The organism is Flavobacterium sp. 245, assembly GCF_004362055.1.
Taxonomy (GTDB): Bacteria; Bacteroidota; Bacteroidia; order Flavobacteriales; family Flavobacteriaceae; genus Flavobacterium.
Genome location: NZ_SNXB01000004.1, coordinates 378,273 through 391,109 on the forward strand (window position 1 = coordinate 378,273; position 12,837 = coordinate 391,109).

The window sequence follows — 12,837 nt, forward strand, 5'->3', positions numbered from 1 at the left end:
CGAAACTTTTATTGATTAAAAATAAAAAATTATCTTTGCCGGATATGACACTCATTTCAACTGACAACACTAAGAATCAAGAAATTGTAAAAAATGTTTTTACAATGTATCTTGAACAAAAAGGGCATCGCAAAACTCCTGAGCGTTATGCTATACTTCAGGAAATTTACGATAGCGAAGAGCATTTTGATATTGAAAACTTATATATCAAAATGAAAAACAAAAACTATCGTGTGAGCAGAGCTACTTTGTACAACACGATTGAGTTATTGTTAGACTGCGCTTTGGTTAGAAAACATCAATTTGGACAAAATCAGGCTTATTACGAAAAATCGTATTTCGACAAACAGCATGACCATATTATCATGACTGATTCTGGAGAAGTTATTGAATTTTGCGATCCAAGAATTCAGACCATCAAAAAAACAATCGAAGAAATATTTGATATCGAAATTACGAATCATTCACTTTATTTCTACGGAAACAAAAAGCAAAAACAATAATCCAGAAAGGAATTATTCAAAAAAATAAAAAAAAAGAAAATTAACTACATTAATCAGTAGGGCAACTTAAATTGTCTCAACGCAAATTAAAACAGAATGACCGTAGATTTATTACTAGGATTACAATGGGGAGATGAAGGTAAAGGAAAAATTGTTGACGTTCTTACCTCAAATTATGATATTATTGCACGTTTTCAAGGAGGACCAAATGCAGGACATACATTAGAATTTGATGGAATTAAGCACGTACTTAGAACTATTCCTTCTGGAATTTTCCATAAAAATTCAGTAAACATCATCGGAAATGGTGTTGTAATTGATCCTGTAGTTTTTCAAAAAGAAATTGAAGGTTTAGAGAAATTCAACCTTGACATCAAAAGCAAATTGATCATTTCGAGAAAAGCGCATTTAATTTTACCAACGCACCGTTTACTTGATGCTGCTTCTGAAGCATCAAAAGGAAAAGCAAAAATTGGTTCTACATTAAAAGGAATTGGTCCAACTTATATGGACAAAACGGGTAGAAACGGTTTACGTGTTGGAGATGTTGAATTAGAAGACTTTAAAGAACGCTACAGAGCTTTAGCTGATAAACATGAGGCAATGATTGCTTTTTATGATGTTGCTATTCAATATAATTTAGCTGAATTAGAAAAAGAATTCTTTGAAGCTATTGAAGAACTTAAAAAATTAGATTTCATTGACAGTGAAGAATATATGTACCAAGCTCAAAAAGCAGGTAAATCTATTCTTTGCGAAGGAGCTCAAGGTTCATTGTTAGATGTTGATTTTGGAACTTACCCTTTCGTAACTTCATCAAATACTACTGCTGCAGGTGCTTGTACTGGTTTAGGAATTGCTCCTAACAAAATCAAAGAAGTTTACGGAATTTTTAAAGCTTACGTTACACGTGTTGGTAGCGGACCTTTCCCAACTGAACTTTTTGATGAAGTTGGCGCTACAATGGCAAGAGTTGGTAACGAATTTGGATCTGTTACAGGAAGACAAAGACGTTGCGGATGGTTAGACCTTGTTGCTTTAAAATATGCTGTTCAAGTTAACGGAGTTACTCAGTTAATGATGATGAAAGGCGATGTTCTTTCTGGATTCGAAACTTTAAAAGTTTGTACGGAATACAACTATAAAGGACAAAACATTTCTCATTTCCCTTACAACATTGAACCAGAAAATGTAACTCCTATTTACAAAGAGTTCAAAGGATGGCAAGCAGATTTAACTGGTTTAACTACTTATGATCAATTGCCAATTGAGCTAAAAGAATATATCGAATTTATTGAAGCTGAAGTTGGAGTGCCAATCAAAATTGTATCGGTTGGACCAGACAGAAAGCAAACAATAACAAAATAATACATTTTAAACGCTCTGATAATCAGGGCGTTTTTTTATACAAATCTATTCGCCTTATGAAAAATCCAGAAATCAAAATTACCGAAACTTCTTTACTATCAGATAATTGGTATGTTTTAAACAAAGTTACTTTCAGCTATCAGAAAGAAAATGAAAATCCTCAAAAACATGTTCGTGAAGTTTATGATCGTGGCAATGGAGCTGGAATTTTATTATATAACTCAAATAAAAAAACGGTTATTCTAACAAGACAATTTCGTCTGCCAACTTTCTTGAACGGAAATAAAACAGGAATGATGATCGAAGTCTGCGCCGGACTTTTAGACGAAGATAATCCAGAAGAATGCATTATTCGTGAAACCGAAGAAGAAACAGGTTACCGAATCAAACAAGTCGAAAAAGTAACACAAACGTATATGTCTCCCGGAGCTGTTACGGAAATTTTATATTTGTTTACCGGAGAATACGACGAAAGCATGAAAGTTAGCGAAGGCGGAGGATTAGCTTTGGAACAAGAAAACATTGAAGTTCTTGAATATTCTTTTGATGAAGCATATGCGATGATCGCATCTGGAGAAATTGTGGATGCGAAAACTATTATTTTGCTACAGCATGCTAAAATAAAAGGGTTGATTTAAAAAAAATAAGTATTTTAGTTTACTGAAATTTAGCAAATGAAAATACTTAAAAGTCGAAAAATACTACTTATAATAATAGCGACACTATTTATACTTATAAATACTGTCGCTTTTTTTCATGCTTACAAATTCACCCATTTTACAAGTGATAAATCTGAAAAAACAAAAAGTCCAGAGCGATTATCTTCATTTGAAAAAATTCAGACTTTATTTTTTGGTGTGAATAATCCAAAACCAAGGAATACTAAATTTCCTTCTCAAAAATATAAAACCTTAAGTCTTCACAGCAATAAACAAATTGAATGTTGGTTCATTAAGAATGAAAAATCAAGAGGAACAGTTATCCTATTCCATGGTTATGGCGGAGAAAAATCTTCGATGATTACGAAATCGGATGAGTTTATAAAACTAGGTTTTAGTACTTTGCTTGTCGATTTTATGGGAAACGGAAATTCTGAAGGAAATCAAACTACAATTGGCTACAAAGAAGCTGAAGAAGTAAAAACAACATTTGATTATTTGCAAAAATCAGGCGAAGAAAACATATATCTCTTTGGCACTTCAATGGGAGCTGTGGCCATCATGAAATGTATTAATGATACCAAAATAAAACCAAAAGGAATAATAATTGAATGTCCATTTGGTTCAATGTACACAACAGTATGTGCGAGATTTAAAAAAATGAATGCGCCAACTTTTCTTATGGCAGGAATTTTACTTTTCTGGGGCGGTATTCAAAATGGATTTTGGGGATTTAATCACAACCCAACTGAATATGCAAAAAACATATATTGCCCAACTTTATTACTTTATGGCGAAAAAGATAAAAGTGTAAGCCGAAAAGAAATTGATGAAATATATTCTAATTTAAAAGGCTCTAAAACAATAAGCATTTACAAAAATACTGGGCATGAAAATTATTTGATCAATAACAAAGTCGAATGGAAAAAAGATGTTTCTGATTTTCTAGCAAATAAAAAAACAATCTAATATTATAAAAATGAAATTATTCAAATCATTGCTTCTTTTAATCTTATTTCTCACAACAACACTTTCAATGGCTCAGAACAATCAAAACTTTGACTGTAAAATCCTTAAGGATATTAAATTAAAATATGCACATAAAGAAGATGATCGCTCTTACATCATTATAAAGGGCAATAAACATGTTGAAAGTTTAGAAGATGGGAAATATTTCATAAAATCAGATCTGGAGTGGATTAGTGACTGTGAATATAATGCAACAATGACAGAAATCACTTTGCCAAATTTCCCTTTCAAGCCGGGAGAAATTATGAAAGTAAAATTTGAAAAAATAAAGGATGGTTTTATTTATGGAACAGCCACTGTACGTAATCAAACCTTTCCTATAAAATATTTAATTATCAAGTAAAAATGCTTTTTCTATTCGCCGCTTCATCAGGAAAATATAATATAAAAACTATCCGAATTGGCTTTTCTCTTATGAGATGAAAATCCCGAAACCAATTCAAAAAATTATGTAACCCTTTTCGGCTATCCTCTTTATAACTTTACTTATATAAAATTACTACCTATGAAAAAGTTATATTACTCAGCAAATGCCCTACTTCTATTGATGCTTGTTTTACTAGGTTCTTGTAAAAAAAGTGAAACTGTACATCTATCTGAAAATAAAAAAGAAAAAAAAGTAATTGAATACAAGAAACCTGCTTCTGCTATTTCTTATCAAATTCAAAATACTAAAGAATGGCTAAAAATCAATGAAGCCGACAGCAGTAAAATGGATATTGCTTACGCTATAAACAGAACCGATAAAGCAAATTTCAAGAAACTGGATTCTGTTGTAATTCCGACTGATTTTAGTGGTGATTTGGTTTATTATATGCCGTTTCCGCTTCATGTCGCTACTTTAGAAGAAGTTTCAAAAATTATTATTTTCTCCTATCCTACTCAAACTTTTGGTGCTTACGAAAATGGAAACCTAGTTTATACAGGACCAACAAACATGGGAAGAAAAAAAGATCCTACGCCAACCGGTTTGTTTTTTACCAATTGGAAAGCAGAAAAAACAACGAGCACCTTTAATGACGAATGGGATTTAAAATGGAATTTCAATATCGAAAATAAACTTGGAGTTGGTTTTCACCAATATGAATTACCAGGTTATCCAGCTTCACATTCCTGCTTAAGACTTCAGGAAAAAGATGCAAAATACCTGTATAAATTTGCCGATGAATGGATTTTGAAAGACAGTGAAAATGTGAAAGTCAAAGGAACGCCAGTAATTGTTTTTGGAAGTTATAATTTTGACGGACCAAAACCTTGGTTTGAATTAGTGAATGATCCGAAAGCCTTAAATATTTCAGAATCGGAAATTGAAAGCCAGGTTCAGCCTTTTTTACAAAAGATTCTAGACAATCAAAAACTTAGAGAAGGAGATCAAACTCCAACGTCATAAATCTTCATTTATACATAAATATATCATTCTAAGATCAGCTAAAGCAATTGTTTTGGCTGATTTTTTTTTTTATACAAATGCAATCTCACGCAAAGTCGCAAAGGCGCAAAGTTTATTTTCTCTCCGACTCCGCGACTTTGCGTGAAATAATTTAGCGCTCTTTGCGTAAAACTTAGCGAACCTTGCGGTTAAAGAAAGACAAAACATAAAACCTGAAACAAAGAAAAGCTGAAACAAAATAAAAACAAAAAATAAATAAGCGAACGTTCATTTATTATTTATATCTTTGTACCGAAATAAATCATAAAATGAGAACAAGAGATACCAATAAAGAAGAAATTGTAAAGCAAAAAGCAATAGAAATGCTGGTTTCACAAGGCGTAGAAGGCTTCGGAATGAATCGGCTCGCAAGAGAATGTGGGGTTTCTGTGGCAACACTTTACATTTATTATTCAGATAAAGAAGATTTGATAAAGAAAATCGGAACTGAAATAGGCCAAAATTTCTTCGAAGAAATGTTGGTCGGATTTTCTTCAGAAATGTCTTTTGTTGACGGATTACACAAACAATGGGAAAACCGTTCAAATTACACGATTAATCATTCTCTCGAAACTTCCTGTTTTGAACTTTTAAAACATTCAACTTACGGAGATGCAATTCTAGCCGACATTACTTCCGATTTCAGAGATGAAATGACAAAATTCATCACAAAATCGATTGAAAAAAAAGAACTTCTTCCTATGACATTTGAGATTTTCTGGAGCATTGCTTATGGATCTCTTTACTCGCTTTTAGAACTTCACAGAGAAGGAAAATCGATGTCTGGAAAGCCTTTTGTTTTCACAGACGAAATTAGAGAAGAAGCTTTTAATGTGGTTTTAAAGGCGCTTGTTCCTTAGTAAAATCAATATCAATCATAATATCATAATACAACAAAATGAAAACTTCACTTATAGAAAATAAAAAAATTGCCATCATTGGTGGTGGCCCGGTCGGACTAACAACAGCTCGAATTTTACAAATTAATGACGCAGATGTTACAGTTTACGAAAGAGATAGCAATGCACAGGCCAGAACTTCAGGTGGAACTTTAGACATACATTCAGGCTCAGGACAATATGCGATTCAGAAAGCCGAATTGATGGAAGAATTTTATAAATATGCGCGTCCGACTGGCGAGAAAATGGCTGATATGCATGGAAATATCAATTCTGATGAAATGCCAGACGAAACAAATGCCTATTCAAGACCGGAAATTGACCGCAATGATCTGCGAAAAATTATGCTTGAAAATCTTAAGGAAAATACAGTTGTTTGGGACAGCCAATTAACAAACATTGAAAAAGTAGAAAATCAATATTTTTTAGAATTTAAAAATGGTAAAACAGCAAAAGCAGATTTTGTCATTGTTGCAAATGGCGGAAGATCAAATGCTCGAAAATTTGTAAGCGATCAAGAACCACAACTTTCTGGAACTTACATTATTCAGGGAGAAATTGTAAATCCAAACAAAGATTATCCAGAATTCAAACCCAAATATGGCAACGGAAATGTAATGGCAATGGGCGAGCAAAAAATGTTTTATACACATACTATGGGCGATGGCTCGGTGCATTTTGGAGTTTCTTTTAAAGCCGATGAAGATTGGGTTTTAAATAACAGAATCAATTTTGAAGATGACAAAGCTGTGATTTCTTTTTTAAATGAAAAATTTAAAAACTGGAGTGATGATTACAAAAAATTCTTTTCTGTTTCGACTGAATTCTCAGGTTTACCGCTTAGATTGTTTTCACTGGAAGAGCCTTGGAAAGAACATTCAAACATTACGCTTGTTGGCGACGCCGCGCATTTAATGCCTCCTTTTGCAGGTGAAGGTGTAAATATGGGTTTATTTGATGCTTTTCATTTAACTGAAAACCTGACCAATGGAAAATTTGAAACAATTGATGATGCTATTGCTGATTATGAGAAAAAGATGTTTGGTTACGCATTGGAAGCACAGCGCATGACAAAAAAAATGGAAGATTTATTGCATTCTGATATTTCAGCTGCAGATATTTTGAATAGCCGAATTGACAATTAAACTATACAATTTCCATAGCTTAAAAAAAAGAATAATCTTACTTTCAAAGAAAACTATTCTACATGATTAAAGTCGTTTTAATTTATTATTTTCGTTTTAAATAAACGGAAAAAGCCGTTTGAAAGCACTTATGAAAAAAATATTTCTACTTCTTTTTAGTTCTCTAACATTTCTAAGTTATAGTCAGTCGAATCAAGTTATAGACTTTAAATCAGGCTATTCTCCCGAAACCAGTTACCATCAAACAACAATTAATTCTTCAGACTATGAAGCTACTTATTCAGGATCAGAAAAGCTTTTAGAAAATTTAGAGAAAAATGGAGTGTCAAATCCGACTAAAATTAAAAACATTTTTAATATAGAAACACTTTCTAAAACTGGCAAAATAGATAAAAATGGAAATTTTCCGATAACAATTGAGTATGTAAAATCTACTGATGCAAATGGAAAAACTATAATTCCAAACGGAACGTTGCTTTATGGTAAAACTTCATTATTCAATATGCCTGAGATGGATTCAATTGTGGCAAAAGGCATGGATGAAAATTTGAAAAACACCATTTTTCAGATGGTTAAGAGCACTTTTTCACAATTGGTTATGCCACAAAAAAAATTAAAAATCGGTGAATCTTTTGTTCAGGAAAGCCCATTGGTAATACCAATTGCTGGAATTAGCATTGAAATGCTGATTACCACAACGTACAGTTTAAAAAGTGTGAATTCTAAAAATGCTTTTTTTGATATCACCCAAATTTATACAATGAAAATGTCTGACAGCAGATTTGAAACGAAGGGAGCTGGCACTGGAAAGGGAGCATTAATTTATGATATTTCAAATCACTTTATAACCGAAAATAATTTAGCGATGGACTTTTATCTCGATTTAAAACATACCGATTTTGCTTTGCAGCTAAAATCAAAAAGCGATTTTAAACAGACAGCGATAATAGCGAAAATCAAATAAAAAAAGGCGTAAGATTTAAATCTTACGCCTTTTGTTTTATATAAAAACTAAAAATTATCTAGAATAATTTGGAGCTTCTTTTGTAATAGTTACGTTATGAGGGTGACTTTCAGTAATTCCGCTTGACGTGATTCTAACAAAACGTCCTGATTCTTGCAAAGTCGGAATATCTTTTGAACCACAGTATCCCATTCCGGCACGAAGACCACCAATAAACTGAAGCATACTTTCGTTTAATTCACCTTTATAAGGAACACGTCCAACAATTCCTTCTGGAACTAATTTTTTAACGTCATCTTCAACATCTTGAAAATAACGATCTTTAGAACCTGTTTGCATTGCCTCAACAGAACCCATTCCGCGGTATGATTTGAATTTTCTTCCTTCAAAAATAATAGTTTCTCCTGGAGATTCTTTAGTTCCAGCTAATAATGAACCTAACATTACACAGTCAGCACCTGCAGCAATTGCTTTAGGAATATCTCCTGTGTAACGAATTCCACCATCAGCAATAACTGGTACGCCAGTTCCTTTGATAGCTGCAGCAACTTCTAAAACTGCTGAGAATTGAGGGAAACCAACACCTGCAACGATACGTGTAGTACAGATAGAACCAGGTCCGATTCCAACTTTTACACCATCAGCTCCATTTTCTACTAAATATTTAGCCGCTTCTGGAGTTGCAATGTTTCCAACAATTACATCTATTTGAGGGAATTTTGATTTTACTTCTTTTAAGGTATTCACAACACCTTCTGTATGCCCGTGTGCTGTATCGATAATAATTGCATCTACTCCAGCGTTTACTAAAGCTTCAGCTCTTTGAACCGCATCTCCAGTAACTCCAATAGCTGCAGCAACTCTTAAACGTCCAAAAGAATCTTTATTTGCGATTGGTTTTTGAGTAAGTTTTGTAATATCTCTGAAAGTAATTAAACCTACTAATTCATTTTTATCGTTTACAACTGGCAGTTTTTCAATTTTATGTCCTTGTAAAACTACTTCTGCTTGCTCTAGTGAAGTTCCTTCAGCAACAGTAACCAAGTTTTTACTTGTCATTACCTCAGCGATTGGTCTTGCACCATTTTTTTCGAAACGCAAGTCACGATTGGTTACAATTCCTTTTAAAATTCTGTTTTCGTCAACGATTGGAATACCGCCAATCCCGAATTCTTTCATAGCATTTTTAGCGTCAGCAATAGTAGAATTCATTGGCAAAGTTACCGGATCGATAATCATTCCAGCTTCTGCACGCTTTACTTTTCTAACCTTTCCAGCTTGTTGCTCGATGGTCATATTTTTATGTAAAACACCAATTCCGCCTTCTTGCGCCATAGCAATTGCCATTGCACTTTCGGTTACTGTATCCATAGCTGCAGATACAATAGGAACGTTTAGTGTTATGTTTCTTGAAAATTTTGATTTGATACTCACTTCGCGGGGAAGCACATTCGAGTAGTTAGGTACTAATAATACATCGTCGTAAGTTAAACCTTCGCCGATAATCTTGGAGTTGTGTGCTATCATGGTGCAATTTCTAGTTGAATTGCGTGCAAATATAGTGAATAAATTGGTAACTTGAATACTAACTAATTCATAAAATTGTATTTACACGAATCATCTTACAAAAATTTAAAACCTAGCCCAGATTGAAATGGAAAGCCACGAAAAGCTAAAAAACATTTTTTTTTGGTTTAAAAAAGCGACCAGCGGAAGCTCTTTTTAAACCTTGAAAAAAAGTTTTTTAGCTCGAGTGCTTGAAATGTACAGCTGGAAATTGCTTCTAATTATTATTTTAGAAGTAAGAAAAAAAATTACTCTTCTTTGTCTTGAAAAACAAAATTTATACCAACCTGAAACGCTGCACTGCTGGCTTTTGAGACATCTTTATATTCTAAAACATTATTTGCCAAAGCATAAATATTTAGTTTCCAAATAGTCCCGGAGAGTCCCAAACCAATGTTTGTACTCGAAAATGTATCGAACGTGTAAGTTGCTTTTAAATCTAATTTTTCAAAAATATTTCTTTTGTAAAAAGCAGTTAGAGCAACAAGCGGCTCTCTTGGTGCCGACATTGCAAAAAACTGAATTCCGGCTGCATTTTTATATCGATCTTTTGCTTGTTCTTTACAGTTGCAGTCTTCATTTGAACGAGACTTTCCAAATGAATATTCAACAGATGTATATATTTTTGTTGGACGCCAAGTGGTATATTTATTATATAATGTATCGCGGGGAATTGCTTTTTTAAATTCATCAAAAACATTTTCTGGATCATCTGGATTCATAAAATCAGGATTTGCACCTTGATATTGATACGTTCCTTTATAGGTCAGGGTTTCAATATCTTTTGACTGTTTTACAAAACCAAGATCAATTACACTGGCTGTTACCTGAAGATTTTCTTTTAAATAATAGGTTACTCCAGCATCTAGGCCTAAACCCAAACTTCCGTTGAAAAAAGTATTATGTGCAATATCTTCTGCAATATTTCCATCATATTCATCTTTTGTAAAAGGAGCAATTCCAGAAGTTTTAAGCTCTAAATTAGATGAAATAATTTGATTATAAAGATTAGGTGTTCCCGGTTCTTGATTGGTATATATAAAACCTGAATTGTGAGTCGAAACTGCATTTGCACCGCTGGAATAAAGTTTAGCACGACCTCCAAGAACTAATTTGTCATTCAGTTTTTTATGAAAACCTACATGAAAAACGGAAAGAACTTCCGCTTTAACATTCAGATCGTCCAGATGAAACATCCTCCCAATGTAATCTTTGTTGCCATCTAAAGCCAATATTGCCAAATCTTTAGGCATATACATAAAAAAATCAAATTCCTGATAAAGTCCAAAAGAAATATAAGAACGGCTTTCTCTCCCACCAACTCTGAATCCGCCAGAGAATATTTCCAACTGTTCATTCGTAACTACTTTATCATTTCGCGAAGATTTATTGACAACATCTCTCACTTTGGCATTAAAATCAACTCCGTTATCTGCAAATAAATCATAAGCTGAAAAACTGCTCGATCCTGTATTAAGAGAAACTCCAGACAATACTGGAAAACCAAAATAAAATTTATAAGAAACGTCGGCACCGGGATTTACCAATGAAGATTGAGGAATTGTAGTAAAATTGTACAGCACTTCCTTATTTTGAGAAAAACAAGAAAACTGCAAAAGGAGTCCCAAAACTAAATGTTTTATCCTCATTGGATCTCAAAATAAGCGGTTGCACTTGATCGTAACTTTAAGTTTCCTAAACTGTTTTCGTCTAGCGGGGTACCAGACATCATTAGGACAACAAAACCAATTCTCTCGGTTTGTTTTAAAAGTTCTAATCTTTGATTTTCAAAAACTACAGTAGGATATGTAATAACGTTTGGACTTCCTTTATAAGCGGGCACACTAAAAGTTTGAGTCACAAGAATTTCATCTTTTGAATTTAGAAGCAGCATGTTTATTACAAAACCGCGCTCAATAGTGTTATCGATTTCGACATTAAATTCAGCTTTGCTTAAATAATCTTTAAGAAACTGTTTTTTAAAAACGTCAAAATATCTGGAATCAAAACCAATCTGATTGCCACCATTATCTGCTAATTCATTTGCGGGAACATCAAAATAGACGAGATTGGCAACAAAAACAGGTTCCAATTTTAAATCTTTCACCTGATCAAAATCTAAATCACTTGAACATGAAAAGAACAAGGTCGCTACTGCAAAAATCTTTAGAATACTATTGATGCAATTCAATTTCATGGTTGAAAGAATTTAAAATAATAGTAACAACTGGGGACTGTTGCTTTTATTGCTTAGATAAGTAAATATAAGATTTTTTTTAATGAAACTTACCAAATAATTTTGAAGCTTCATTATAAGCGCTTTCAAAACTTAACGAATTTAAGCCTGTTATTTTTTTATTGGCAGTAAAATACGAAACTAGTTTTTCTGTAGGCATGTTTCCTGTCAATTTATCTGTTGCCATAGGACAACCTCCAAATCCTTGAATCGCACCGTCAAAACGTGTACATCCAGCTTTTGCTGCAGCATCAATCTTTTCGAACCAGCTTTCTGGGGTAGTATGCAAATGAGCTCCAAACTCAATTTGAGGATATTTCGGAATTAAATTAGAAAAAAGATACGTAATTACATCTGGTGTAGAACTTCCTACGGTATCTGAAAGCGATAAAATTTTAGCGCCCATTCCGGCCAATTTTTCGGTCCACTCTCCTACAATTTCAACATTCCAAGGATCTCCATATGGATTTCCAAAACCCATTGAAAGATAAGTCACCACTTCTTTATTTTTTTTATCGGCAATCTCCAGAATTTCTTCTAAAGTAATCAGCGATTCGGCAATGGTTTTATGTGTATTACGCATCTGAAAATTTTCAGATATCGAAAAAGGAAATCCTAAATACTGAATAGATTCAAATTCTGAAGCTAAAGCCGCCCCTTGTGTATTGGCAATTATAGAAAGTAATTTACTCGAAGTCTGCGAAAGATCCAGCTGTGCTAAAACTTCGGCGGTATCCTGCATTTGCGGAATTGCTTTTGGAGATACAAAACTTCCAAAATCAATGGTATCAAAACCTACGCGAAGCAATGCCTGAATATAAGTAACCTTATTTTTTGTTGGAATAAAATCCTTGATGCCTTGCATAGCATCCCGCGGACATTCGATAATCTTGATTTCTTTATTCAAAACTTTTTCTTTTGTAGAGGCTAAGTTAGTTTCTTTTTTAAAGAAATAAAAGCAATTTAACCACAATCCAAAATTATTACACAAAACCGCAATAACATAAAAAATTACCAAAAAGCGTAATAACTGCAAATA

13 protein-coding genes are annotated in these 12,837 nt (G+C 33.2%); 9 read left to right on the forward strand and 4 right to left on the reverse strand.

Annotated features, from left to right (window positions below; genetic code table 11):
* The first annotated feature begins 44 nt into the window (after nt 1–44).
* From EV145_RS10400 to EV145_RS10440, 9 genes are all read left to right on the forward strand, one after another.
* Entirely contained in the window at nt 45–503 is a 459-nt protein-coding gene (locus EV145_RS10400) for a Fur family transcriptional regulator (protein ID WP_026981862.1), read from the forward strand.
* Nucleotides 504–599: 96 nt separating this feature from the next.
* Nucleotides 600–1,871, forward strand: coding sequence for an adenylosuccinate synthase (locus EV145_RS10405; protein WP_133525153.1), 1,272 nt, complete (start codon nt 600–602; stop codon nt 1,869–1,871).
* A 56-nt stretch (nt 1,872–1,927) separates the two neighbouring features.
* Nucleotides 1,928–2,509 carry an NUDIX domain-containing protein gene (locus EV145_RS10410; protein WP_133525154.1) on the forward strand — a complete coding sequence of 194 codons (582 nt, stop codon included), beginning with the start codon at nt 1,928–1,930 and terminating at the stop codon, nt 2,507–2,509.
* Nucleotides 2,510–2,545: 36 nt separating this feature from the next.
* Nucleotides 2,546–3,499 carry an alpha/beta hydrolase gene (locus EV145_RS10415; RefSeq protein WP_133525155.1) on the forward strand — a complete coding sequence of 318 codons (954 nt, stop codon included), beginning with the start codon at nt 2,546–2,548 and terminating at the stop codon, nt 3,497–3,499.
* Nucleotides 3,500–3,509: 10 nt separating this feature from the next.
* The gene (locus tag EV145_RS10420) at nt 3,510–3,902 is read left to right on the forward strand and encodes a hypothetical protein (protein ID WP_133525156.1); all 393 of its coding nucleotides are present in this window, start codon (nt 3,510–3,512) and stop codon (nt 3,900–3,902) included.
* 162 nt (nt 3,903–4,064) lie between these two features.
* Nucleotides 4,065–4,949, forward strand: a complete 885-nt coding sequence (locus EV145_RS10425; protein ID WP_133525157.1) for a L,D-transpeptidase — start codon at nt 4,065–4,067, stop codon at nt 4,947–4,949.
* Between the two features lie 308 nt (nt 4,950–5,257).
* A complete protein-coding gene (locus tag EV145_RS10430; protein ID WP_133525158.1) occupies nt 5,258–5,848 on the forward strand; it encodes a TetR/AcrR family transcriptional regulator in 591 nt (196 codons plus the stop codon).
* A gap of 38 nt (nt 5,849–5,886) precedes the next feature.
* Nucleotides 5,887–7,032, forward strand: a complete 1,146-nt coding sequence (locus tag EV145_RS10435; protein WP_133525159.1) for an FAD-dependent oxidoreductase — start codon at nt 5,887–5,889, stop codon at nt 7,030–7,032.
* A gap of 130 nt (nt 7,033–7,162) precedes the next feature.
* On the forward strand, nt 7,163–7,996 hold the full coding sequence (locus EV145_RS10440) for a hypothetical protein (RefSeq protein ID WP_133525160.1): 834 nt from the start codon (nt 7,163–7,165) through the stop codon (nt 7,994–7,996).
* 54 nt (nt 7,997–8,050) lie between these two features.
* On the opposite strand, the gene guaB is transcribed toward EV145_RS10440, so the two are convergent.
* The 4 genes from guaB to EV145_RS10460 all read right to left on the reverse strand — a co-directional run bounded on the left by guaB (nt 8,051) and on the right by EV145_RS10460 (nt 12,705).
* A complete protein-coding gene (gene guaB, locus EV145_RS10445; protein ID WP_133525161.1) occupies nt 8,051–9,523 on the reverse strand; it encodes an IMP dehydrogenase in 1,473 nt (490 codons plus the stop codon).
* A 287-nt stretch (nt 9,524–9,810) separates the two neighbouring features.
* The gene (locus EV145_RS10450; RefSeq protein WP_133525162.1) at nt 9,811–11,211 is read right to left on the reverse strand and encodes a DUF5723 family protein; all 1,401 of its coding nucleotides are present in this window, start codon (nt 11,209–11,211) and stop codon (nt 9,811–9,813) included.
* Nucleotides 11,208–11,759: a hypothetical protein gene (locus tag EV145_RS10455; protein WP_133525163.1), complete on the reverse strand. Its 552-nt coding sequence runs from the start codon at nt 11,757–11,759 to the stop codon at nt 11,208–11,210. The genes EV145_RS10450 and EV145_RS10455 overlap by 4 nt, the downstream gene beginning before the upstream one ends.
* Before the next feature lie 79 nt (nt 11,760–11,838).
* Entirely contained in the window at nt 11,839–12,705 is an 867-nt protein-coding gene (locus EV145_RS10460) for a hydroxymethylglutaryl-CoA lyase (protein ID WP_133525164.1), read from the reverse strand.
* Nucleotides 12,706–12,837: the final 132 nt, after the last annotated feature.